This window comes from Falsiroseomonas sp. RANM36, assembly GCF_056682175.1.
Genome location: NZ_JBWXTD010000005.1, coordinates 525,307 through 547,641, shown reverse-complemented (window position 1 = coordinate 547,641; position 22,335 = coordinate 525,307). Strand labels below are relative to the sequence as shown.

The following is a 22,335-nucleotide window of genomic DNA, read 5'->3' as shown; positions in this document are numbered from 1 at the left end:
GGGTTGGGGGGGGCGGGCGCGGTCAACTGGCTCACCCCGCCGCCCGGGGCGCCCACCCCCGCGCTGGTGACGCTGGGGGGGGGTGCGGCGCCGCGCGCGGCGACGGTGGCCTGGGATGCCGGCGCGGGCGTGATGCGCGTGCGCCTGGCCGAGCCGAATGTCGCCGCGCCCGGCCAGGCCTGCGTGGTCTATGACGGCGACCGCGTCCTGGCCGGCGGCTTCCTGCGCGCCGCGTGAACGCGGCCGGCGCGGTTGACAATGCGCCCCCCGCGGCGCTAGGCGACGGCTCCCCCGCGCGGGGTTCGCCCTTGGGGCGGCGTAGCTCAGCTGGTTAGAGCACGGCACTCATAATGCCGGGGTCAGCGGTTCAAGTCCGCTCGCCGCTACCAACCGATCCATCTTGACCGCGCGCCGCGCCGCTTCCATCGCATCGTGCCGCAAGGCCCGAGGAGGAGCGCCGCTTGGCCCGTCTGCCTTATCTGACGCGATCCGACCTGCCGCCGGAACACCAGGATGTCGTCGCGCGCGACATCTGGCTGAACCGCGTCATGGCGCACAGCCCGGGCGCCGCGCGCGCGGTCACCGATCTCGGCATGTATATCCGCCACCGCAGCAGGCTCGATCCGCGGCTGCGCCAGCTGGCGATCCTGCAGGTCGGATGGCTGGCCCGGAGCCCCTACGAATGGTCGCACCATGTGCGCATCGGCCTGGAATTCGGCTGCTCGGAGGCTGACATCCGTGCCATCGCGGTGGAGAGCGCCGGCGGCGAATCGTCGCTGGAGCCGCTGGCGCGGCTGGTGCTGCGCGGCGCCCGCGAGATGTTTTGCGGCGCGATGAGCGCGGAGACCTTCGCCGCGCTGCGCCCGCATCTCGATGCCGAGCGGCTGACCGACCTGGTCGTCACCATCGCCTTCTATTGCGGCGTGGTACGCCTGCTCGCGACGCTGGAGGTCGAGGTGGAGCCGGAGTACCAGCCCTTCCTGGACGCCTATCCCCTGCCCTGAGCGCGGCGCGGGATCAGATGCCCTGCACCTGGCGGTAGCGCTCGGCTTCCTCGGCCGTGTAGACCTGCATGAACTCGATCTCGATCCCGGCCGCATCCTCGTCGAGGAAGGCGACGAAGCCCTCCGGGTGCGGGTGCGCACCCTTGATGCCGCCGCAGCCGGCGCAGCCGCGCAGCGTGGCGCCGTTCCGCTGCGCATGCGCCAGCGCCGCGCCGATGTCGTCCACCGCGTAGCAGATATGGTGCAGGCCTTCGGCGCCGCGCGCGGCGATCCAGGCGTCGAAGCGCCCGCCGGGATCGAGCGACTGGCAGAGCTGGTATTCGATCCCGCCGAGCTCGAAGATCGCGACGCGGTTGCGCGACTTCGCATAGGTGTGGATCGGCGAGTCGGCGGGCGCGCAGAGCAGCCGCGCATGGCGGCCGAGCGCCTCGGCCGCGTCGCGCACGGCGAAGGCCATGTGCTTGATCCCGAGCACATGCGGGTTGCGCGCCGTCGCCTGGCTCATGCCGCCCTCGTCCTTCAATCCAGCAGCGCCTCGGCCTCGATCTCGACCAGATAGGCGCCGACCAGCCTGCCGACCTCGACCAGCGTGTTGGCCGGTCGCGCCGCGGCGAAGGCGCGGCCATGCACGCGGCCGACCGCTTCCCAGTCCTGCGCGTCGCGCAGCCAGATGCGGGTCTGCACCACGTCGTCCAGCGTTCCGCCCAGCGCCTCGATCGCGGCGGCGATCTTGTCGAGGATGTAGACCGCCTGGCCGCCGGCATCGCCCGGGCAGACCACGGAGCCATCGGTGTGCGTCGCCGTGGTGCCGCTGACCAGGATGCGCTTGCCGACGCGCACCGCGCGCGAATAGCCGCACAGCCCTTCCCAGACGCTGCCGGAATCCACGCGGAAGCGGCCGGGGCGGAACTCCGTCGCGCCATAGATCTTCGGCAGGCTTTCCAGATGGTGGCTGAGGTCGCCCGCCGCGGTCAGGTAGGGCGGCTTGCGGTACTCGTCGCCGCAATCGCCGGGGATCGGCGTGCTGCCGGCCAGCGCGTTGTCGATCCGCGCCTGGTCTTCCGCATCCAGCGCGAAGGAGAAGAGGCGGAGATTGTCCGCGCGGTGCTCGGCTTCCGTCAGCCTTGCGCCGACGATCACCGCGCCGACGGCCGGATGCTGCAGCACCCAGCGCGTCGCGACATTGGAGACGGAGACGGCGTGGCGCCGCGCGATCGCCTGCAATTCGCGCATCAGCCGCTGGAACACGCCCCAGCCACCCATCGCGCCGATGAAGCGGCGGTATTTCATCTTCGACCAGTCGGCGATGTCGGCCTCGGCCGGCTCGTCCCGCCCGACCCATCGCTCGGAGAGGAAACCGCCGCCGAGCGTGCCATAGGCCAGGATTTTTGCGCCATTCGCCAGGCAGAAGGCGGACATCTCGCCCGCCGCGCGACGATCGAGCAGCGAGAAGGAGAGCTGGTTGGTCGCGATGGGGATGCCGTTCCGCACCGCCACGCGCAGATGATCGGTGTCGAAGTTGGTGACGCCGAGATGCTTCAGCGTGCCCTCCGCGCGCATCGCCGCCATCTGCTTGAGCGCGTCGAGCCAGGCGGGGTGCCTGAAGGTCCACCAGTGGAACTGCATCAGGTCGGGCGCGCCGCCGAGGCGTTCCAGGCTGCGGCCGACGCCTGTGCGCACGACCTCGCTGGTCATCGGGCCGGGCGTCGGCACCCATTTGGTGAAGATCGCCGCCTGCCCGCCCTGGCGGCGGAACAGGCCGGCGATGTCCTCGGCGCCGCCATAGTGGTCGGCCATGTCGAAGCTGTCGAAGCCGGCCTCGGCGTATTCGGCGAGCGTGGCCGCGGCCGCCGCGTGATCGAGGCTGCGCCCATCGCGTTCCTGGTCCGCCACCTGCCAGAGGCCGGTGACGATGCGGCTGCAATCGAGCCCGGGGGCGAGAAGGGTGCGGGGCGGGCGTGTGAGGGACATCGGGCTCTCGGTCGTCGCGACGCTGTGTCGAGGGCGTGGGGGCCCCCCCCCCCCCCGGGGGGGGGGGCGCGCCCCCCCCCGCGGCGTGGTCCGCGCGCCCCGTAACGCTTCCTTCAACCCCGCAACGCATCCTCCCGCCATCCATTGGAGCGGGAAACATTCCATGCGTCGCTGGCGTGCTTCCATCGGGTTCCGTCTCGCGACAGGCCTTGTCCTGCTGGGCGCCGTCGCGCTGGGCGGCGCCTTCGCGACCGTCTTCGCCCTCGGCCACCAGGCCGCCCGCCAGGCGGAGGTGGCGCGGCTGACCGCGGCCGAGGCGATGGTGCAGCGCGTGCGCGTCGGCATCTATGCCGTGGTGATGGAAAGCCGCGGCCTCTACCTCGCCGCGAACCGCGCCCAGGCCGAACGCTTCGCCCGCGGCCTGACGCGCCACCTGGACGAGATGCAGGCGGCCTGGACGGAGCTGCGCGGCCGCCTGCCCGCGGCGGAGGCGGAGAAGATCGCCCGGCTGGAAGGCGCGCTCGGCGACTTCGTCAGGCTGCGCAGCGAGCTCGCCCGCATCGGCGTGGAGCAGGGGCGGGAAGCGGCGGACCGGCTCGGCAACAACGAGGCCAACCGCGCCAACCGCACCGCCTTCTCCGATGCGCTTGACGCGATCGGCGAGACGCTGGCCGCCGCGGTGCGGCTCCGCCAGGAGGACGCCGCGCGCGAGGCGCGCAGCATGGCCCTGGCGCTGATCGGCCTCGCGCTGGTCTCGGTGCTGGCCATCATCGGCGCGATGCTGCTGCTGATGCGCCGCCAGGTGGCGCAGCCGCTGCGCCGCCTCGCGGATGCCTTCCGCGCCATGGGCGAGGGGCGGCTGGACGTGGCGCTGCCGCCGGCGGGCCCCGACGAGGTCGGCGCCATCGCCGCCGCCGCGTCGGTCTTCCGCGACCGGCTGGCCGAAAATGCCCGGCTTGCCGCCGCCGCCGAGGCCGCGCGCGCCGAGGCCGATGCCGCGCGCCGTCAGGCCGCGCAGGACGCCGCGCAGGGGCTGGAGGCGGCGCTCGGGGCCGTGCTGCGCAATCTCTCGGCCTCGGCCGAGGCGCTGCGCGGCACGGCCGGGCAACTCGACGGCACGGTGCGCCGCACCGCCGAGCAGGCGGTCGCCGCAGCCGCCGGCGCGACCCAGGCCAGCGGCCATGTCGGCGCCGTCGCCGCCGCCTCCGAACAGCTCAGCGCGGCGATCGGGGAGATCACCCGCCAGGTCGCCCAGGCCGCCGCCGGCACGCGCCGCGCCGTGGAGGACAGCCGGCGCAGCGACGCCACGGTGCAGGGCCTGACCGATGCGGCGAACCAGATCGGCGAGGTGGTGAAGCTGATCAACGAGATCGCCGGCCAGACCAACTTGCTCGCGCTCAACGCCACGATCGAGGCCGCCCGCGCCGGGGAGGCCGGCAAGGGCTTCGCCGTGGTGGCGGGGGAGGTGAAGGCGCTCGCCGCGCAGACCGGCAAGGCGACCGAGGAGATCGGCCGCCAGATCGCGGCCATCCAGGCCGCGACGGCCGAGGCGGTGGGCGCGATCCGCGGCGTCGCCGCGCAGGTGGAGGCGGTGGACCAGGTCGCCGCCGCCATCGCCGCCGCGGTGGAGCAGCAGGGCGCGGCGACGCGCGAGATCGCCCGCAGCGTCGCCGAGGCCGCGAGCGGCACCGGCGCCGTCTCCGGCGCGATCGGCGTGGTCCGCAGCGAGGCCGAGGCGAGCGCGGGCGCGCTGGTCGCGCTGCGCAGCGCCGCGGACGGCATCGCGCAGCAGGGCGGCGCGCTGCGCGGCGCGCTCGACGACACGCTCGGGAAGCTCCGCGCCGCCTGACCGGCGCGGGGCGCCGACATCAGGCTCCGCAGCCCTCGTCGCGCAACAGGCGCTCGACCTGCTCCGCCGGCACGTCGCCGGCGGTGAAGCAGGCGCCGGGGCCCTTGAACAGCACGAAGCGCAGCGCACCGTCGCGCGCCTTCTTGTCCTTGCGCATGCGGCCGAGCAGCAGCGCGGCGGAGAATGGCCGGTCGAGATCGCCGATCCGCGCCGGCAGCCCGACCGACTGCAGATGCGCGATCACCCGCCCCGGCCATTCCTGCGCGCAATGGCCGAGCCGCGCCGAGAGCGAGGCGGCGAGGCCGAGCCCGACCGCCACCGCCTCGCCATGCAGCAGCCCGCCGCCATAGCCGCTCTCGGCTTCCAGGGCATGGCCGAAGGTGTGGCCGAGATTGAGCAGCGCGCGGCCGCCTTCCTCGCTCTCCTCGCGCTCATCGGCCGCGACGACGGCCGATTTCAGCCGGCAGGATTCCAGCACGGCATGGGCGAGCGCGGCCGCATCGCCCGCCACCGCCGCCGGTCCCGTCCGCTCGCACCAGTCCCAGAAGGCATCGCCCGAGATCAGCCCGTGCTTGGCCACCTCCGCCCAGCCCGCGCGCAGCTCGCGCGGCGGCAGCGTGCGGAGCACGGCGGTGTCGGCCAGCACCATCCGCGGCTGGTGGAAGGCGCCGACCAGGTTCTTGCCGAGCGAGAGGTTGATCCCGGTCTTGCCGCCCACCGAGCTGTCCACCTGCGCCAGCAGCGTCGTCGGCACCTGCACGAAGGGAAGCCCGCGCAGCGCGATGGCGGCGACGAAGCCCGCGAGGTCGCCCACCACCCCGCCGCCGAGCGCGATGACCGCCGTGCGCCGGTCCGCCCCGGCGCTGAGGATGCTCTCGAGCGCGCCCTGCGTCGCTGCGAAGCATTTCGTCTTCTCGCCGGGCGGCACCAGGTGCTCGGCCAGGATGGCGATGCCGGCGTCCCGCAGGCCCTCGCGCAATGCGGGAAGATGCAGCGGCGCCACGTCGGAATCGCTGACGATCGCGACGCGGCGCGCCGGCAGCACCGGCGCCAGCAGCGCGCCCGCGCGGGCGAGCAGGCCCTCGCCCACCAGGATGTCGTAGCCGCGATCGCCGAGCCCGACCTGCAGGCTCTGCGGCGCGCGATGCGCGGCCACGGCCTCGATGACGCGGCGGGTGGTGACCTCGGGCGGTTCGTCGGTGCAGTCCACGATGATGTCGGCCTCGGCGAAGAGCGGGTGGCGCGCGGCGATCAGGCGCTCCAGCACCGCGCGCGGATCGGCGTTGAGGAACATCGGCCGGTGCTCGCGCCCGGCGACGCGGCGCAGAAGCGTCGGCAGCGCGCAGCGCAGCCAGACGGAGAGCGCACCGGACTCGCGCACCGCGGCGCGGGTGCGCGCATCGGCGAAGGCGCCGCCGCCGGTCGCCACCACCACCGGCGGCCCGGCCAGCAGTCGGGCGATCACCCGCCGCTCGCCGTCGCGGAAATGCGGCTCCCCGTAGCGGGCGAAGATTTCCGTGATGGGCAGGCCGGCGGCCGCCTCGATCTCGGCATCGGCATCCACGAAGGGCAGGCCGAGGCGTGCGGAGAGCCGGCGCCCGATCGAGGATTTTCCCGCCCCCGGCATGCCGACGAGGACGATCGCCCGCTGCGCCAGCGCCTCGGGCGCAGGCAGGGGGCTCTCCAGGTCGGACGGCGGCTCCTCGGGGGCGGCCAGGGCGGAGTTGCGTGACACGGCCCCCAAGGCTAGCACAGCCCCAGCCCGACGAGGATCCGCCCCGCCGATGTTCCGCAATCCCCTGCTGCTGCTGATCGCCATCCTGCTTGGCGTGCTGCTGCTCGGGCTGCTCGCGATCGGTGCCTTCCCGCCCTCGGTCACGCCGCAGCCGACCGAGCGCGCGGTGCCGGCCGAGCGCTTCGCGCCCAGGAACTAGGCGCGGCCCCGGGCGTCGATGGACCGCCAGGTCGAGGCCTTCCTCGAAATGCTGGTCGCCGAGCGCGGCGCGGCACGGAACACCCTTGCCGCCTATCGCGCCGATCTCGAGGACTTCGCGGCGCATGCCCGCGCCCGCGGCGTGCCGCCCGCCGAGGCCCGGCCGGAGCAGGTGCAGGCCTATCTGCGCGGCCTTTCCGATGCCGGGCTGTCGGCGCGCACGGCGGCGCGGCGGCTTTCCGCGCTCCGGCAGTTCTTCCGCTTCCTGGTGCGCGAGGGACTGCGCGCCGACGACCCGACCGTGCTGGCGGAAAGCCCGAAGCTGCCCGCGAGCCTGCCGAAGGCGCTCTCGGAGGCCGAAGTGGAGGCGCTGCTGGACGGCGCGGCGCGGTTGCCGCTGAAGCGCGGCCCGCTCGCCGTGGCGCTGGTGGAGTTGCTCTATTCCTCGGGGCTGCGCGTGAGCGAGCTCATCGCACTGCATGCCGGTGCGCTGCGCGCCGATGCGCCGCTGGTGGCCGTGCTCGGCAAGGGCGGCAAGGAGCGTCTGGTGCCGATCTCGCTGCGTGCGCGCGAGGCGGCGCTGGCCGCGCGCGGGCAGCCGCGCAAGCCCTCGCGCTGGCTGTTCCCCTCCCGCGCGGCGGAAGGCCACATCACGCGCCAGGCGGTGGGCGCGGTGCTGAAGGATGCGGCGCTCGCTGCCGGGCTCGATCCCGCGCGCGTCAGCCCGCATGTGCTGCGCCACAGCTTCGCGACGCATCTGCTCTCGCGCGGCGCCGACCTGCGCAGCCTGCAGATCCTGCTCGGCCATGCCGACATCGCGACGACGCAGATCTACACCAAGGTGCTGGACGAGCGACTGCTCCGCGTGGTGGAGGACCATCATCCGCTCGCGGGCGGCGCCGAGTAGCCTCGCCAGGGCGCTGTCGCTATCCCACGCGCAGCAGTGCCGGCCCCTGCGCGCGCAGCCACTCCACCGCCGCGTCCCGGTTCGGCGTGCGGCTCGCCACCAGCGCCCAGAACCGCGCCGAGTGGTTCAGCTCCCGCAGATGCGCGACCTCATGCGCCACCACGTAGTCCGTCACCCATTCCGGCGCCATGACCAGCCGCCAGGAGAAGGCCAGCGTGCCGTCCGGCGCACAGCTTCCCCAGCGGCTGCGCGTGTCCTTCACCCGGATCGCGCGCGGCTTCACGCCGAGGGCGGCGGCATGCGGCGCGGCCAGCACGGCGACGCGGCGCTTCGCTTCGGCGCGCAGGAAATCCACCGCGCGCCGGCGCAGGAATTCGCGCGCGCCGGTGACCACGAGCTGCGCGCCGTCCAGGAACGCGCCACCGCGCGAACGCGGCTCGTGGCGGATCACGTGCGGCGCGCCCCCGAGAAGGAAGGCGGCGCCGGGCGCGAACTCCACCGCCGGCGTCAGCGCGGCCAGGCGTTCCACCACCCAGGCCTCGTGCTCGCGGATCAGCGCGAGGCCGGCACGGCGCCCGCTGCGCGGCGGCAGCGTCACCACCACCGCGCCTTCACGCGGGCAGATGCGCATCGAGACGCGGCGCGCGCGCGTGGAAGGACGCCAGCGCACCGGGATCTCCGCGGCAGGCGCCAGCGCGCCGCGCGCCGGTGGCAGGATGACGATCTCGGACTCGGGCAGCGGCATGCGCCATCATCGCGCGGCGTGGCACCGTTCTGCAACGGCTTGACAGAGCGCCGCGCTTCCGCGCGGCTGTGCGCATGCCGCGCCTGCTGATGCATGTCCTCGCGATGCTGGCCGTCGGCGCGATCTGGGCGCTGACGCCGGCGCTGGCCAAGCTCGCCATGCAGGCTGGCATGCGCCCGCTCGGCGTCGCCGCTGTCACGGCGGCGGTGGCGGCCGCGGTGCTGCTGGCGGCGGGCGCGGCGCGCGGCCAGCTACCGCCCGTGGATCGTGCGCATCTGCTGCAATACGCCGCCGGCGGCACGGTCGGGCTGGCGCTGGCGCATCTCTTCGCCTTCACCGGCCTGCAGCGCGCGCCGGCGGGGCTCTTCGCGCTGATGGTGCCGCTCTCCGGCCTGCTGACGGTGGTGTTCTTTGCGTTGGCGCGGGTGGAGCGCGCGGGCCTCTGGCGCTCCGTCGGCGCGCTGGTCGGGATGTGCGGCGTGGCGCTCGCGATGGCGCCCGGTGCGGCGCTGCCCGATCCCGCCATCCTGCCCTGGGCCGCGGTGATGCTGCTGACGCCGGTGTGCTACGCGCTGGCGAACCTGCTGTCCGTGAAGCTTGCCACACGCGGCACGCCGCCGCTGGCGCAGGCGGCGGGCACGGTGGTCTGCGCCGCCGCCGCGGCCGCGCTGCTCGCCTGGCCGCTCGGCCATCTCGGCCTGCCGCCGACACCGAAGCTCGCGGCGCTGCTGCTCATGCAGGGCGTGCTGACCGGCCTCGCCTACCTGCTCTACTTCCATCTGCTCGTGCATGCCGGCGGCGTGTTCACCAGCCAGACGGCCTATGTGATCACGCTGGCGGGGCTCTTCTGGGGCTTCCTGCTGTTCGGCGAGGTGCCGGGACCGCTCACGATCCCGGCCGCGCTGCTGATCTTCGGCGGCCTGGCGCTGGTGACCTTGGCGCCGAAGCCGCCGCCGTTCAGCCGCTGAAATGCTTCATCTCGATCTCGACGAAGCTGAGCGGCGCGCTGCCGCCATTGACCACGTTGTGCTCCACGCCGAAGGGCCGTGCATAGGAGATGCCGGCCTTCAGATCGGCCGTCTGCGTCGCGCCGCCCGGCAGTTCCAGATGCAGCGTGCCGTCGGTGACCGGCACGACGACATAGGCCATGCCGTGCCGGTGCCAGCCGGTCTCCGCGCCGGGCTCGAAATCCCAGCGCGTGACGCGGACCTTGTCGTCATCCACCTGCACCGTGGCGATCGCCGGCGCGCGGCAGGTGAGAGGCTGGCTCACTCCGCCGCCGCCTTCAGCCCGAGGCCCGGCAGCGGCAGCGCGCCGGCCGCCTGCATCGCTTCCCACGCCTTCTGCCCCTGCTCGGCGGAGAGCGGCAGGTGCGGCGGGCGGATGGTGCGCCAGCCATCATGGCCGGTCGCGCGGGCGATGATCTCGCGCAGGCCGGGGATCAGCGGCACGGCGGTCGCGGCCTTGCGCGTGGCGTTCAGCACCGCCTGCGCCGCATCGGCCTCGGCGCCCGTGCGCTTCTGGTAGACCAGCTGGCCGAAGCGGGCATTCACGTTGGAGGCCGCGGTGATGCAGCCCGCGCCGCCATCGGCCAGGATGCGCTGCACGAACTCGTCCGAGCCCGAATAGACCTCGAACCCGTCCTTGGCGAAGTGGTCGATCATCGCCTTCATGTTCGCGTAGTCGCCCGAGCTGTCCTTCACGCCCTTGATCACGCCCGGGAAGGCCTTCAGCAGCCGCCCGATCAGGTCCAGGCTGAACGGCACCGCGCTCTGCTGCGGGAAGTGATAGAGGTAGAGGGCGATGCCGCCGCCGACGCGGTTCACCACCTCGCTGAACCAGGCGAACAGCCCGTCGTCGCTCGGGCCCTTGTAGTAGAAGGGCGGCAGCACCAGCACGCCGCGGCAGCGCTGCGCCTTGGCGTGCTTCGTCAGCTCGACCGTGTCCGTCAGGCTGGCGCAGCCGGTGCCGGGCATCAGCACGCCCGCCGGCACGCCGCGCGCCAGGATGCCTTCCAGGATCGCCTTCCGCTCGTCGAAGCCGAAGCTGTTCGCCTCGCCGGTCGTGCCGAGGATGCCGAGGCCGTTGCACCCATTCGCCAGCAGCCACTTGCAGTGCCCGGCGAAGCGGTCGAGATCGGGCGAGAAATCGGGCTTCATCGCCGTCAGCGCGGGGGGGGGGGGGCCCGCCGCGCCCCCCCACCTCGATCTGCACCGGGAACAGGCCGATGCCGTCCGCATCCGCGTCATGCCCCGTGAGCACCGCGATGACGCCGGGCGCGGCCTTCGCCGCGGCGATATCCATCGAGACGATGCGCGCATGGGCGTGCGGCGAGCGCAGGATCGCCAGATGCGCCTGGCCCGGCATGTCGATGTCGTCGGTGTAGCGGCCCTTGCCGGTGAGGAAGCGCACATCCTCCTTCCGCCGAACGGGCTGCCCGATGCCGAACTGGTCGTCCATGATCCTACTCCGCCTTCGCGACCGCCGCCGCGTTCAGCCCCGCGATGCGCCCGAGCGCCACCGCCGTCAGCAGCCCGTTGCCCGAAAGATAGCCTGACGCCTCCGGCCCGCTGACGCCGCAGGCAGCGCCGCCGGCGGCAAAGAGATTCGGGATGCTTTCGCCGCTGGCAAGCCGCACGCGCGCGGCATCGTCGATGGCCAGCCCGCCCTGGCTGTGGAACAGCGTGCCTGTCACGCGCACCGCGCAGAAGGGCGCAGCGAGCGGCGCGCCACGCGACCAGTCGCGCCCGAAGCCGTCGCGTGTGCCGGCGCGCTTGTGCGGTTCCACCTCGTCGAAGCTGGCGCGCAGCGCATCGGCCGGCAGCTTCGCCTTCGCGGCCAGCGCCTCGATGCTGTCCGCGGTCAGCACCGCGCCCTGGTCCTCGGCATTCCGGAAATCCTCGAACTGGCGCGCTATCCCGGCGATGCGCGCGTCGAAGATGTCCCACGCGATGCCCTCGGGCTGCTGCAGCACCGCAACGGCCGCTTCCGAATAGCCGCTGCCCTCGTTCCAGAAGCGCTTGCCCGAACGATTCACCTGGAAACCGCCTTCCATGATCACGGCCCAGGAGACCAGGATGCCCTGCGGATGCGCGACCGAGCCATGGCCCTGGTGTCCCGTCATGTCGCGCAGATCGGCGCCGAGCTGCTCGCCCCACAACACGGCCTCGCCCTCGTTGCCGGGATGGCCGAAATAGATCGCCTCCGCGAGGTCCGGAATGTACTTGCGGACGAGCGCCTTGTTCCCCGCATAGCCGCAGCAGGCGAGCACCACGGCGCTCGCGCCGATGCGCTCCGCGCTGCCATCGGGGCGTTCCGCGACCAGCCCGCGCATCGCGCCGGAGGCATCGCGGATCAGCGTGGTGACGCGCGCCTCGGTCAGCAGCGGGATCTCCGCTTCCTCCGCAGCCTGGCGCAGCCGGTCCACCAGTTCCGCGCCGCTGCGGCTGGGCAGGCCATGCATGCGGCGATGCGTGTGGCCGGGATAGTCGAAGTCATGCACCACGCTGAAGGGCAGTGCATGCGAATCCGCCAGCCACTCGATCGCCGGCGCGACATTGCGCGCCACCAGCGCGACGAGCGCCGGATCGGCCTGGCCATGCGCCTTCTTCTGGATGTCTGCGGCAAAGGTATCCGCGTCGTCCGCGATGCCGCGCTCGCGCTGGAAGCGCGTGCCGGCGGCCGGGATCAGCCCGGCCGAGAGGCTGGTCGAGCCGCGCGGCACCGGATCGCGCTCGATCACCAGCGGCTCGACGCCCGCCGCCTTGCAGGACAGCGCCGCGACAAGGCCGGCCGCGCCCGCGCCGATGATGGCGACGGGCACCTCCGTCTCGAAGCGCGGATCGGCTTCGGTGACGACCTCCGCCTTCATCGCAGCTTCGCCAGTTCCGCCGCGACGGTGCTGATCTCCGCCACCGGCCGCAGCGCCGCGATGGCCGTGTCGTGCAGCTCCTGCGTGAAGGCGGCGCAGCCATCCTCCAGCACCGTCACCTGGAATTCGCGCACATGCGCGCCGCGCACGGTGGAGGACACGCCGCCATTCGTCACGATGCCGGCCACCAGCAGCTTGCGGATGCCGACCTTGCGCAGGATCCATTCCAGACGGGTGGCGTAGAAGGCGTCGTAGCCCACCTTCTCCACCGGCAGGTCGGAGGGCGCCAGTTCCTCGACCACCTGGTGGCCCCAGCTGCCCATCACGAAGTCGCCCTTCTTCAGGAAGGGCCGCAGCCTGCGCAGATGCGGGTCGATGAAGGGCTCGCCGCCCCTGCCGGTGAACAGCGTGAAATGGGTGGAGGCGATCCAGCCGCCCTTCGCGCGTATGGCATCCGCCAGCGGCTTCAGCCGCGCGGGCAGCGCAGCGATGGACGCGGCCGACTGCCCCGCCCGGCCATAGGCGCCGTCCGGATGAATGAAATCATTCTGCAGGTCGCAGAGCAGCAGCGCAGTCTGCGAGATCGGCACCTGTTCCATGTCATTCCCGCTCGATGATCAGGTTGCCGAAGCGGTCCACCCGCGCGACGAGGTCGGGATCCACCACGACCGTCGCATCGGGCTGTTCCAGGATCGCCGGGCCATGCACCAGCGCGCCGGCCGGCAGGTCCAGCCGCGACCAGACCGTGGCGGCGTGCCACGCGCCGTCGAACCACACCTGCCGCGCGCCGCGCGCCGCCGCATCCACCGTGGCATCCGCGGCCGGCGCCAGCGCGGCCAGGTCGAAATCGGGCCGGATGCCGATGGCCGCGGTGCGCAGCGTGACGATGCGGATCGGCAGGCCCGGCAGCAGGCGGGAGAAGGCCTGCTGATACGCCGCTTCGAAGGCGCTGCGGATGATCGCCTCCGACACGCCCGTGGTGCCGCCGGTGACATGCACCGGCAGCGGCACGCCGACGGTGTGCGTCTGGCCGGCATAGTGCATGTCCAGCTCGAACCGGATTTCGGTGCGTGCCACGGGCAGGCCGGCGGCCTCCACCACGGCGCGTGCCGCGGCGGCTTCCTCCACCATGCGCGTATCGAGCGCAGCCGCGTCCAGACCATCGAGCGAGAGATTCACCGTGCGCACCTGGTCGTGCCGCACATCGGCGATGACGCAGCCGATGGCGCTGGTCACGCCCGGGAAGCGCGGCACCAGCGCCGCCTTCAGCCCGACCTCCTTGATCAGGGCGCCGACATGCAGCGCGCCGCCGCCGCCGAAGGGCAACGCCACGAATTTCTGCGGATCGTGCCCGCGCTCGATCGAGACCAGCCGGATCGCGCCGGCCATCTTCGCGTTGGCGACGCGCACGATGGCCTCCGCCGCGGCCATGGCATCCAGGGCGAGCGGCTGGCCGACATGCTGCGCGATCGCGGCCTTCGCGCCCTCCACGTCCAGCCGCGACAGCGCCCCGCCGATGGGTCGGTCCGCATTGATACGACCGAGCACGACATTCGCATCCGTCAGCGTCGGCCGCGTGTTGCCCTGTCCGTAGCAGACCGGGCCGGGCCGGCTGCCCGCGCTCTCCGGCCCCACCTGCAGCAGGCCGCCGCGATCCACATGCGCAATGGAGCCGCCACCCGCGCCGATGGTGGTGATCTCGATCATCGGCGAGCGGATCACCAGGCCGAAATCGATCGTCGCCTGCGCCGCAAGCTCCATCCGCCCGCCGGTCACGAGCGAGACATCGAAGCTGGTGCCGCCGAGATCGCAGGTGATGGCGTTCTCGAACCCCGCCGCGCGCGCGATGGCGGCAGCGGCGATGACGCCCGCCGCAGGCCCGGAGAGCGCCGTCCGCGCCGGAATGCCCCGCGCGGTGGCGGTGGACATGATGCCGCCATTGGACTGCACGATGTGGAATCGGCCGTCGAAGCCCGCCTGGTTCAGCGCGCCTTCCAGCTTGCCCAGGTAGTTTGCCACCCCGGGCTGCAGATAGGCGTTGAGCGCGGTGGTGGAGGCGCGCTCGAACTCGCGGATCTCCGGCAGGATCTCGCTGCTGACGCTGACATGCGGATTGGGCCAGATCGCGCGCACCGCCGCCGCGGCGGCACGTTCATTCGCCGGGTTCGCATAGCTGTTGATGAAGACGATGGCGCAGGCCTCGGCGCCGGCCGAGAGCAGTTCATGCGCCGCGTCCTGCACGGCGGCGATGTCCACCTTCGTGTGGACCGTGCCGTTCGCCAGCGTGCGCTCCGCCACCTCGATCCGCATGTCGCGCTCGGCGATGGGATGGAACTCGCCCCAGAGCCCCCAGGTGTTCGGCCGGTCGCGGCGGCGCATCTCCAGCACGTCGCGGAAGCCGGCCGTGGTGATCACGCCGAGCTTCGCGCCCTTGCGCTCCAGCAGGGCGTTGGTGCCGACGGTCGTGCCGTGCACGATCGCCTCGAACCCGGCGGGACCGCCAAGCGCGCGCAGCCCGTTCATGAAGCCCACCGCCTCGTCGCCGCGATTGGACGGCACCTTCGCGGTGCGGAAGGCGTTCCGCGCGGGATCGAACAGGAACAGGTCGGTGAAGGTGCCGCCGACATCCACGCCGACGATCGGCTTGCTGGTCATTCGCGGTATCCGTAGTCGCGCGCCGCCGCTTCCGGCGAGACGAAGCCGAGGCGGATGTCGCGCGCGATGGCCGAGGCCGGGCGCTTCGAGGGCTCGCCCCAGCCGCCGCCGCCCGGCGATTCCAGCCGCACGCGCTGCCCGGCCTGGATCTTCACGCCGACGACCTTGCTCGCCATGGGCGGCGTGTCCCAGCCGCTGTCCGTCTGCCAGGCGAAGCGCGTCAGCGCGCCTTCCCCGCCGCCGGTGACGCCGAAGGGCGCGTAGCGGCCTCGCTCGCCCAGCAGGGCGACTTCGGTGGTGCCGGGCGACAGCGCCTCGATCTCATACACGGCGCCGACGCCGCCGCGATGCTCGCCGATGCCGCCGGAATCCGGCCGCAGCGCCCATTGGGTGAACATCACCGGGTAGGCCGCTTCCAGGATTTCTGCCGGCGGAATCGTCGCGGTCGAAATGGGATTGTTGGCGTGATGGAGGCCATCGGTTTCCGGGTTCCCGCCGAAGCCGCCGCCAAAGAAGGAAAACATCACCCAGCGCGTGCCGTCCTTGCGCTGGCCGGAGAGCGACAGCGCGTTGATCGTGCCGAAGGGCGCGGCCGTCGCGCGCTCCGGCTGCGCCTTGCCCAAGGCGCCGAAGATCACGCCGATCAGCCGCAGGATCGTCTCGGTGTAGCCCGCCATCGGCCGCGGCGGGCCGGCGCCGAGCACGGTATCGTCGGGGATGGCGAACTCGATCGGCCGCAGCACGCCGGCATTCGCCGGCACGTCCGGGAAGGCATGCTTCAGCGCGACATAGCAGGCCGCGACGCTGGTCGCGCGGCTGATGTTGATCGGCCCGAGGCACGCCGCGCTGCTGCGGGAGAAGTCCAGCATCATCCGCCCGTCGCGCACGGTCATGTCGAGCGCGATGGTCAGCCGCTCATCCACCACGCCGTCATTGTCGAGGTAATCCTCGAAGCTGTAGCGGCCTTCCGGCAGGGTGCGGATCTCGGCTTCCATCAGCGCGGCGGCGCGGTCGGCCAGCGCCGCGAAGGCGGTCTGCAGCTTGCCCTCGCCATGCTCCTCGATGAGTTGCAGCAGCCGCCGCTCGCCCAGATCCAGCGCGTTGAGCTGCCCGTTCAGGTCGCCCCAGTTGGATTGCGGGACGCGGCTGTTGGCGTTGAGGATGTCCAGGATGTCCTGCTGCATCGCGCCGGCGCGGATCAGCTTCACGGGCGGGATGCGCACGCCTTCCTGGTGGCTCTCGGTCGCCCGCGGATTGTAGCCGCCAGGCACGTTGCCGCCGATGTCGAGCCAGTGGCCCACGCTCGCGATCCAGCAGAAGACCGCGCCGTCCCGGAAGATCGGCCGCACGAGGCGGAAGTCGTTGAGATGCGTCCCGCCCTCGTACGGATCATTGAAGATGAAGGTGTCGCCGGGCTCCAGCGGCGTGCCGTTCTGCACGCGGCGGATCACCGCCTGCACGGCGAAGGACATCGCGCCGACGAAGATCGGCAGTCCCTTCGTGCCCTGCACCAGCGTCGCGCCCGTCTCGGCATGATAGAGGCCGTGGCAGGCGTCGCGCGCTTCCGCGATGATGGGGTTGAAGGCGCTGCGGTAGAGCGTCGCGTCCATCTCGTCCGCGATCTGCTCCAGCCGCCCCTTCAGCACGGCAAGCGTGACGGGGTCGAGAGACATCATCGGCTGAGCAACTCCGTCAGCGCCGCGGCCTCGCCGTGCGGTGCCAGCGCCATCACCGCCTCCTCGATCGCCTGCGCGCGCGCCGCGCCGTAGACCGGATCGGCCAGGTCGCGGAACTTCTGGCGCACCTCGGCTTCCGTGTAGGGGTCCTCGGTGTCGCCGCGATTGGTGGTGACGGAGGCCTCATGCACGCTGCCATCGGCCATCGTGATGCGCACGCGCGCGGGCCGCAGGCCAGGAAGCTGCGCGGTCATCGCGGGATCCTCGTTCACGCTGACGAGCCGTGCGAGCGCCTGCACCGCCGGATTGTCGCGCGCCGGCCCGCGGAAGGCGGGCACGGTCGCCGCACCATGCACGATGGTCGTCGCCAGCGCGAAGGGAATGGAAAACTTCGCGGCCAGCATGTTCGGCGCCAGCGGCGAATCGAGCTGCGCAGCCCAGACATAGGTGTCCACCGCGATGGCCTTCACGCGCTCCGGCTGCAGCGGTCCGACCTTCCCCGTGATCTGTGCCAGCGCATCCAGCGCGCCATGGGTGTAGCGGCAGGCGGCGTGGCGCTTGAAGTAGTTGCGCGCGACCTCCCACCGCGTGCCGAGCTCCGCCACCATCTCCTCCGGCCGGAAATCGCTGGCGCTGACATGGCCGAAGACGGTGCCGACGCCGTCGCGCTCGCCCTCGAAGCCGCTGCGCACCAGGTCCCACACGGTCAGGCCGAGCATGTTGGCGACGCCGGCATAGGTGTTCCGAACCGTGCCGCCTTCCAGCATCGTCTTTCGTGACGTCGCCAAGCCCAGTGACGCCGCCATGTTGATCACGCCGCGGAATTCGCCGGCGCTGGCGCCATGCAGCTTCGCAACGCCCATCGCGGCGCCCAGCGTGCCCCAGGTGCCATGCGGATGCATCGCGACGTTGAGCTTGCTCGCGATACCCACGCGGCTGCCGAATTCGTAGCCGATGGCCAGCGCCGTCAGCAGCGCCGCCCCGTCGCCGCGCGGCGCGGCCAACAGCGCGGGCACGACGTGGATGGCCGGGTGGCCGCGGCAATACTGGTTGCCCTCGTCCAGTTCCAGCATCGTGCCAGCCGTGCCGTTCAGGAAGGCGGCCGTGCCCGGTCGCGCGGCTAGCGGCAGGCCGATCACCGGCGTATCGCCCGCGCCCTCCCGCGTCGTCATGCGGGCGGCGAGCGCCTGGACCTCGGCTTCCTGCGCACCGGCCGCGATGGCGCCGATGCAGTCGAGCAGCACGAGCCGCGCCCGCTGCGCAACCTCCGCCGGCAGGTCCGCGAAGCGCAGCCGCGCCGCGAAGCCGCACCATTGCTCGAGCCAGGCCGGCGAGGCGGCCGCCATCAGCACCGAGGCCGGCTCCACGCCCTTCGTCACGATCGCCACGGGGAATTCTCCCTCAAAGCCCGAGATAGGCCCGCTTCAGCTCCGGATCCTCGCGCACCTGCGCGGCGGGACCCGACAGCGCGAAGGCGCCATGTTCCAGCACATAGGCGCGGTCGGCAATCTCCAGCGACTGCGCGACATTCTGCTCCACCAGCATGATCGCGAGGCCTTCGCCGTGCAGCCGGCGGATCAACGCGAACATCTCCTCCACCAGCAGCGGCGAGAGGCCGAGCGAAGGCTCGTCCAGGATGAGGAGCCGCGGCTCCGCCATCATGCCGCGGCCGATCGCGAGCATCTGCTGCTCCCCGCCCGAAAGCGTTCCTGCCGCCTGGCCCGCGCGCTCCTTCAGGCGGGGGAAGGTGGCGAAGACGCGTTCGATGTTGCGCGCGCGGTTGGGCTTCGCGCGCCGGTAGGAGCCGAGCTCCAGGTTCTCCCGCACGCTCAGGTTGGGGAAGATCTTGCGCCCTTCCGGCACCTGGATCAGGCCGCGCGCCATGATCTCCGCCGGTGCGCGCGCGGTGATGTCCGCGCCCTCGAAGGTCACGGTCCCGCCGCGCGGCTTCACCAGCCCGCTGAGCACCATGTTGAGCGTCGTCTTGCCCGCGCCGTTCGAGCCGAGCACGGCCACGATCTCGCCCGCGCGCACCTCCAGCGAGACGCCTTCCAGCACCCGCGTCAGCCCGTAGCCTGCGACGAGGTCCTTCACCTCAAGCATGGGAAGAACCTTCGCGCGGCCGATCCGGACCCTCGGGCCTGCCGGCCCTGCGGTCATCGGACGCCTGCAGCCTGGTTGCGGCGCCATGGCCGAGATAGGCCTCGATCACCGCCGGGTCGCGCACCACCTCCGCCGGCGTGCCGCCCGCGATGATGCGGCCCTGCGCCAGCACATGCACGGCCTCGCAGAGGTTCATCACCGCCTGCATGACATGCTCGATCATGAATACCGTGATGCCGCTGTCGCGGATGGCGCGCACCACGGGGACGATGTCGCGCACCTCGGACGGGTTGAGCCCTGCCAGCACCTCGTCCAGCAGCAGCAGCTTGGGCTGCGTGGCGAGCGCCTTCGCCAGTTCCACCCGCTTGCGCCCCGCGACCGTCAGCGCCGCCGCCGGCTTGTCGAGTTCCGCCGAAAGGCCGACGCGCTCCGCCACCTGTTCGGCCACGGCGAGTGCATCGGCGCGCCTGCGATGCCGCAGGAAGGCGCCGACCGCGATGTTCTCGCGCACGGAAAGCCCCGCGAAGGGCTGCACGATCTGGAAGGTGCGCGCGATCCCGTCCTGCGCCAGGCGATGCGGCGGGCGGCCGGTGATCTCCTCGCCGCGCCACAGCACGCGGCCGCTGGTCGGCTTCTCGAAGCCGGAGACGATCGCGAACAGCGTCGTCTTGCCCGCGCCGTTCGGCCCGATCAGCCCGGTGATGCTGCCTTCCTTGACGGTGAAGCTGGCCTCGCTCACCGCCAGCAGCCCGCCGAAGCGCTTGGAGACGGAATGGACCGAGAGGAAGGCGGGATCGGGCTCGATCATCGCCGCCCCCGCCACAGCCGTATCAGCCCGGGAATCTCCCGCGGCGGGAAGCGCACCACCAGGATCAGCAGCACGCCGAAGATCACCAGGTCGAGCCCCGGGATGCGGCCCACCAGGGTCTTGGTGAATTCCGACAGCCCGTGCAGCACGATGCCGCCGAACACCGGGCCGAACACCGTGCCCGCGCCGCCGATGATCGGCGCCAGCAGCGCCTCCACGCTGATCCAGGTGCCATAGGCGATGTTGGCGTCGAGATAGAGGAAATACTGGGCGTAGAGCGCGCCAGAGGCGCCGGTGATCATGGCGGACAGCGTGATGGCCGCGACCTTCACGCGCAGCGCATCCACGCCGAGCGCCAGCGCCGCGCTCTCGTTCTCCCGCACGGCGACAAGCTGCGCGCCGAGGCGCGAGCGTTCCAGCGCCCGCGTCGCCACCAGTGCCGCCGTCACCAGCCCGAGCGCGATCCAGTAGAAGCTGGCCCGGGATTCGAACTGGAAATTCGCCGGGCGGACATCGAGCTTGATGAGGATGCCGGCCGCGCCGCCGGTGATCTCGCTGGCATTGGCCAGCACGCGGAGCACCTCCGCGAAGGCCAGCGTGACCAGCGCGAAATAGCTGCCGCGCAGGCCGGAGCGGAAGGAGAGCAGGCCGATCGCCGCGCCGACGACGCCCGCCGCCGCCACGGCGGCCAGGAAGGCCGGGTAGGGATTGGCGCCGTAGCGCAGTTGCAGGATCGCGGTGGCATAGGCGGCGGTGCCGAAGAAGGCCGCGTGGCCGAAGCTGTACTGGCCGCCATAGCCGCCCAGGATGTTCCAGCCCTGCGCCGCCAGGCAGATGATCAGCGTGAAGACCGCGAAGTTCAGCCAGGTGTTCTGCGTGACGAACAGCGGCAGCAGCGCCGCGACGGCGGCGAAGAGCGCGATCGGAAGGACATCCTTCGCCATCCCGTTGCCGATGCGATTCACGCTCCGCTCCTCGGCGTTGCCTGCGGGGCTCCGCGATCGCATCGGGTCACGCCTTGGCTCCGAACAGCCCGGTCGGGCGGAACAGCAGCACCAGGATGAAGATCAGAAAAATTCCGATCTGGCCGAGGCTCTCGCCGAAATAGAGGCCGGAGAGGCTCTCCACCACGCCGATGAACAGGCCGCCCAGCAGCGCGCCCGGCACGCTGCCCATGCCGCCCAGCACGACGATGGTGAAGGCCACCAGCACGAAGGCGTTGCCGACCCGCGGGTTCACGTAGAAGAAGGGCAGCAGCAGGCAGGCGGCGACCGCCAGGCAGGCCGTGCCGATGCCGAAGGTCACGGCGTAGATGTGCTTCACGTCGATGCCGACCAGCGCCGCGCCGGTGCGCTCCTTCGCCACCGCGCGGATCGCCCGGCCGGTGTCGGTCATGGTCAGGATCACGAAAAGCACCGCGGCCACCACGAAGGCCACGCCGAAGCCGACCACGCGCGGGAAGCCGAGCAGCATCGGGCCGAGTTCCACCACCTCCATCGCATAGGGCACCTGCACCGAGAGCGTGTCGGAGCGGAAGATCGCCAGCACCAGGTTCTCGATGATGATCGAGAGGCCGAGCGTCACCAGCAGGATGTTGGAATCCTCGCCCCGGCTGGCCGGCATGATCACCAGCCGCTGCACGCCGTAGCCCAGCGCGAAGAACAGCGGCACCAGCGGCAGGATGGCGACGTAGGGATCGAGACCGAAGGCCTTCCACGCCACGAAGGCGGCGTACATGGCCAGCGTCAGCAGCGCGCCATGGGCGAAGTTGATGATGTGGAGCACGCCGTAGACCAGCGTCAGCCCCAGCGCCACGAGCCCATACACGGCTCCGGTGAGGAGGCCGTTGAGAACGGCCTCCCCCACGATCTCAGGCGGGTAGCTTCTCATGCGGTCGGGCGCATTTCAGCCCGGCCGAGCGGCCGAATGGCCGCCGCCGCGAGTGCGGCGCACTCGAGGCGCGCCTCCTGCGCGACGCCAAGCGCGCGCAGCGCACGCGTCACGCCTTCGGCGTGCCTCCGGCACGACGCGTCTGATGGCACCCGAACTCAATTCGCCGGCCAGGGGAAGACCGGGCGGGCGTCCGCGAAATCCTCGGGGAAGATCACCTTGATGTCGTTGTTCTGAACCTGCGTGTTCACCGCCTGCGCGGACTGGTTCTGGCCGTTCTCGAAGCGCGTCGGGCCATAGGGCATGATGTGCTTCGTGAAGGCGCCGTCGGTCTTGCCCAGCGCGTCGATCACCGCGGCGCGGTCGGCACGGCCGGCGCGCTCCAGCGCATCGGCCACCAGCATCACGGCCGAGTAGTTGAGCGGCGTGTTGTACAGCCAGAAGCGGTTCTGCGCCTCCACCGCGCGGCGCAGCTCGGCGGTCTTGGGCTTGCGCGGATCGGCCCAGTGGTTGACGTCCATCACCAGGTTGGCGGCCTGCGGGAATTCCCGCACGAAGCGGAAGTTGGAGGCCGCGCCGTTCAGCACGCAGTAGATGCCCTTCGGCCGGATCCGGCGCTGCTGCAGCGTCTGCGACAGCAGCACGAACTCGGCATAGTAGCTGGACGGGATGATCAGGTCCGGGTTCAGCGCGCGGATGCGCAGCGCCACGTTGGACATGTCGCGCGCCGGCGTCGGGTGGCTGATCGTCTCCAGCACCTCGAAGCCGCGCTTCGGCAGCTCGGCGTTCATCAGCCGCGCCATGCCGGAGCCGAACAGCCCGTCCTCATGCACCACGACGACGGTCTTCGCCGGCTTGCCGGCGGCGTCGGTGCACATCACCCGGTTGTCCAGCGCGCCGGCCGGCACCCTACCGCAGCCCCC

21 protein-coding genes, 1 tRNA gene and 2 pseudogenes are annotated in these 22,335 nt (G+C 71.9%); 7 read left to right on the top strand and 17 right to left on the bottom strand.

The window, feature by feature from the left end; genetic code table 11:
• From AC1MIR_RS20645 to AC1MIR_RS20635, 3 genes are all read left to right on the top strand, one after another.
• Window positions 1-237, top strand: a 237-nt coding sequence (locus tag AC1MIR_RS20645; RefSeq protein ID WP_480030059.1) for an aminomethyltransferase beta-barrel domain-containing protein, incomplete at its 5' end; no start/stop codon positions are given.
• 75 nt (window positions 238-312) lie between these two features.
• Window positions 313-389, top strand: a tRNA-Met gene (locus tag AC1MIR_RS20640).
• A gap of 72 nt (window positions 390-461) precedes the next feature.
• On the top strand, window positions 462-1,004 hold the full coding sequence (locus tag AC1MIR_RS20635) for a carboxymuconolactone decarboxylase family protein (protein ID WP_480030058.1): 543 nt from the start codon (window positions 462-464) through the stop codon (window positions 1,002-1,004).
• Window positions 1,005-1,017: 13 nt separating this feature from the next.
• Here the strand turns inward: AC1MIR_RS20635 and AC1MIR_RS20630 are convergent, their stop codons facing one another.
• The gene (locus tag AC1MIR_RS20630) at window positions 1,018-1,509 is read right to left on the bottom strand and encodes a VOC family protein (RefSeq protein ID WP_480030057.1); all 492 of its coding nucleotides are present in this window, start codon (window positions 1,507-1,509) and stop codon (window positions 1,018-1,020) included.
• Window positions 1,510-1,523: 14 nt separating this feature from the next.
• Window positions 1,524-2,975 (bottom strand): aldo/keto reductase, encoded by a 1,452-nt coding sequence (locus AC1MIR_RS20625; protein ID WP_480030056.1) that lies wholly within the window; start codon window positions 2,973-2,975, stop codon window positions 1,524-1,526.
• Between the two features lie 799 nt (window positions 2,976-3,774).
• On the opposite strand from AC1MIR_RS20625, the pseudogene AC1MIR_RS20620 reads away from it, so the two are divergent.
• A pseudogene (locus AC1MIR_RS20620) lies at window positions 3,775-4,824 on the top strand (methyl-accepting chemotaxis protein); the annotation flags it as partial.
• 19 nt (window positions 4,825-4,843) lie between these two features.
• Here the strand turns inward: AC1MIR_RS20620 and aroB are convergent.
• On the bottom strand, window positions 4,844-6,559 hold the full coding sequence (aroB, locus tag AC1MIR_RS20615) for a 3-dehydroquinate synthase (protein ID WP_480030055.1): 1,716 nt from the start codon (window positions 6,557-6,559) through the stop codon (window positions 4,844-4,846).
• A gap of 49 nt (window positions 6,560-6,608) precedes the next feature.
• On the opposite strand from aroB, the gene AC1MIR_RS20610 reads away from it, so the two are divergent.
• Both AC1MIR_RS20610 and AC1MIR_RS20605 read left to right on the top strand, forming a co-directional pair.
• Complete coding sequence (locus AC1MIR_RS20610; RefSeq protein WP_480030054.1) at window positions 6,609-6,758, top strand: hypothetical protein; 150 nt, start codon at window positions 6,609-6,611, stop codon at window positions 6,756-6,758.
• Window positions 6,759-6,776: 18 nt separating this feature from the next.
• Window positions 6,777-7,664, top strand: coding sequence for a site-specific tyrosine recombinase XerD (locus AC1MIR_RS20605; protein WP_480030053.1), 888 nt, complete (start codon window positions 6,777-6,779; stop codon window positions 7,662-7,664).
• 19 nt (window positions 7,665-7,683) lie between these two features.
• Here the strand turns inward: AC1MIR_RS20605 and AC1MIR_RS20600 are convergent, their stop codons facing one another.
• Window positions 7,684-8,409 carry a M48 family metallopeptidase gene (locus AC1MIR_RS20600; protein WP_480030052.1) on the bottom strand — a complete coding sequence of 242 codons (726 nt, stop codon included), beginning with the start codon at window positions 8,407-8,409 and terminating at the stop codon, window positions 7,684-7,686.
• A gap of 74 nt (window positions 8,410-8,483) precedes the next feature.
• On the opposite strand from AC1MIR_RS20600, the gene AC1MIR_RS20595 reads away from it, so the two are divergent.
• Window positions 8,484-9,377 (top strand): DMT family transporter, encoded by an 894-nt coding sequence (locus AC1MIR_RS20595; protein WP_480030051.1) that lies wholly within the window; start codon window positions 8,484-8,486, stop codon window positions 9,375-9,377.
• Here the strand turns inward: AC1MIR_RS20595 and AC1MIR_RS20590 are convergent.
• The 13 genes and pseudogenes from AC1MIR_RS20590 to AC1MIR_RS20530 form a co-directional block, all read right to left on the bottom strand.
• Window positions 9,367-9,681 (bottom strand): cupin domain-containing protein, encoded by a 315-nt coding sequence (locus AC1MIR_RS20590; RefSeq protein WP_480030050.1) that lies wholly within the window; start codon window positions 9,679-9,681, stop codon window positions 9,367-9,369. The genes AC1MIR_RS20595 and AC1MIR_RS20590 overlap by 11 nt on opposite strands.
• Entirely contained in the window at window positions 9,678-10,568 is an 891-nt protein-coding gene (locus AC1MIR_RS20585; RefSeq protein ID WP_480030049.1) for a dihydrodipicolinate synthase family protein, read from the bottom strand. The genes AC1MIR_RS20590 and AC1MIR_RS20585 overlap by 4 nt, the downstream gene beginning before the upstream one ends.
• Window positions 10,569-10,653: 85 nt before the next feature.
• A pseudogene (locus AC1MIR_RS20580) lies at window positions 10,654-10,869 on the bottom strand (hypothetical protein); the annotation flags it as partial.
• A gap of 4 nt (window positions 10,870-10,873) precedes the next feature.
• Window positions 10,874-12,280: an FAD-dependent oxidoreductase gene (locus AC1MIR_RS20575; RefSeq protein ID WP_480030048.1), complete on the bottom strand. Its 1,407-nt coding sequence runs from the start codon at window positions 12,278-12,280 to the stop codon at window positions 10,874-10,876.
• Entirely contained in the window at window positions 12,277-12,879 is a 603-nt protein-coding gene (locus AC1MIR_RS20570; RefSeq protein WP_480030047.1) for a cysteine hydrolase family protein, read from the bottom strand. Before AC1MIR_RS20570 ends, AC1MIR_RS20575 begins: the two co-directional genes overlap by 4 nt.
• Window position 12,880: 1 nt before the next feature.
• Complete coding sequence (locus AC1MIR_RS20565) at window positions 12,881-14,935, bottom strand: hydantoinase/oxoprolinase family protein (protein WP_480030046.1); 2,055 nt, start codon at window positions 14,933-14,935, stop codon at window positions 12,881-12,883.
• On the bottom strand, window positions 14,932-16,611 hold the full coding sequence (locus AC1MIR_RS20560; RefSeq protein ID WP_480030045.1) for a hydantoinase B/oxoprolinase family protein: 1,680 nt from the start codon (window positions 16,609-16,611) through the stop codon (window positions 14,932-14,934). Before AC1MIR_RS20560 ends, AC1MIR_RS20565 begins: the two co-directional genes overlap by 4 nt.
• Entirely contained in the window at window positions 16,608-17,999 is a 1,392-nt protein-coding gene (locus AC1MIR_RS20555; RefSeq protein WP_480030044.1) for an MmgE/PrpD family protein, read from the bottom strand. The genes AC1MIR_RS20560 and AC1MIR_RS20555 overlap by 4 nt, the downstream gene beginning before the upstream one ends.
• A gap of 13 nt (window positions 18,000-18,012) precedes the next feature.
• Window positions 18,013-18,714 carry an ABC transporter ATP-binding protein gene (locus AC1MIR_RS20550; RefSeq protein ID WP_480030043.1) on the bottom strand — a complete coding sequence of 234 codons (702 nt, stop codon included), beginning with the start codon at window positions 18,712-18,714 and terminating at the stop codon, window positions 18,013-18,015.
• On the bottom strand, window positions 18,707-19,522 hold the full coding sequence (locus AC1MIR_RS20545; protein ID WP_480030042.1) for an ABC transporter ATP-binding protein: 816 nt from the start codon (window positions 19,520-19,522) through the stop codon (window positions 18,707-18,709). The genes AC1MIR_RS20550 and AC1MIR_RS20545 overlap by 8 nt, the downstream gene beginning before the upstream one ends.
• Entirely contained in the window at window positions 19,519-20,487 is a 969-nt protein-coding gene (locus tag AC1MIR_RS20540) for a branched-chain amino acid ABC transporter permease (protein ID WP_480030041.1), read from the bottom strand. Before AC1MIR_RS20540 ends, AC1MIR_RS20545 begins: the two co-directional genes overlap by 4 nt.
• A gap of 46 nt (window positions 20,488-20,533) precedes the next feature.
• On the bottom strand, window positions 20,534-21,412 hold the full coding sequence (locus AC1MIR_RS20535; protein ID WP_480030040.1) for a branched-chain amino acid ABC transporter permease: 879 nt from the start codon (window positions 21,410-21,412) through the stop codon (window positions 20,534-20,536).
• Between the two features lie 158 nt (window positions 21,413-21,570).
• Window positions 21,571-22,335: ABC transporter substrate-binding protein (locus tag AC1MIR_RS20530; RefSeq protein WP_480030039.1), on the bottom strand; the 765-nt coding region annotated here is incomplete at its 5' end.

Excerpts from the sequence above, each read along its gene's own strand:
- AC1MIR_RS20585 (WP_480030049.1), bottom strand. The coding sequence starts at position 10,568 with ATGAAGCCCGATTTCTCGCCCGATCTCGACCGCTTCGCCGGGCACTGC.
- AC1MIR_RS20550 (WP_480030043.1), bottom strand. The coding sequence starts at position 18,714 with ATGCTTGAGGTGAAGGACCTCGTCGCAGGCTACGGGCTGACGCGGGTG.
- AC1MIR_RS20600 (WP_480030052.1), bottom strand. The coding sequence starts at position 8,409 with ATGCCGCTGCCCGAGTCCGAGATCGTCATCCTGCCACCGGCGCGCGGC.
- AC1MIR_RS20535 (WP_480030040.1), bottom strand. The coding sequence starts at position 21,412 with ATGAGAAGCTACCCGCCTGAGATCGTGGGGGAGGCCGTTCTCAACGGC.
- AC1MIR_RS20595 (WP_480030051.1), top strand. The coding sequence starts at position 8,484 with ATGCCGCGCCTGCTGATGCATGTCCTCGCGATGCTGGCCGTCGGCGCG.
- AC1MIR_RS20565 (WP_480030046.1), bottom strand. The coding sequence starts at position 14,935 with ATGACCAGCAAGCCGATCGTCGGCGTGGATGTCGGCGGCACCTTCACC.
- AC1MIR_RS20575 (WP_480030048.1), bottom strand. The coding sequence starts at position 12,280 with ATGAAGGCGGAGGTCGTCACCGAAGCCGATCCGCGCTTCGAGACGGAG.
- AC1MIR_RS20630 (WP_480030057.1), bottom strand. The coding sequence starts at position 1,509 with ATGAGCCAGGCGACGGCGCGCAACCCGCATGTGCTCGGGATCAAGCAC.
- AC1MIR_RS20605 (WP_480030053.1), top strand. The coding sequence starts at position 6,777 with ATGGACCGCCAGGTCGAGGCCTTCCTCGAAATGCTGGTCGCCGAGCGC.
- AC1MIR_RS20610 (WP_480030054.1), top strand. The coding sequence starts at position 6,609 with ATGTTCCGCAATCCCCTGCTGCTGCTGATCGCCATCCTGCTTGGCGTG.
- AC1MIR_RS20570 (WP_480030047.1), bottom strand. The coding sequence starts at position 12,879 with ATGGAACAGGTGCCGATCTCGCAGACTGCGCTGCTGCTCTGCGACCTG.
- AC1MIR_RS20545 (WP_480030042.1), bottom strand. The coding sequence starts at position 19,522 with ATGATCGAGCCCGATCCCGCCTTCCTCTCGGTCCATTCCGTCTCCAAG.
- AC1MIR_RS20560 (WP_480030045.1), bottom strand. The coding sequence starts at position 16,611 with ATGATGTCTCTCGACCCCGTCACGCTTGCCGTGCTGAAGGGGCGGCTG.
- AC1MIR_RS20625 (WP_480030056.1), bottom strand. The coding sequence starts at position 2,975 with ATGTCCCTCACACGCCCGCCCCGCACCCTTCTCGCCCCCGGGCTCGAT.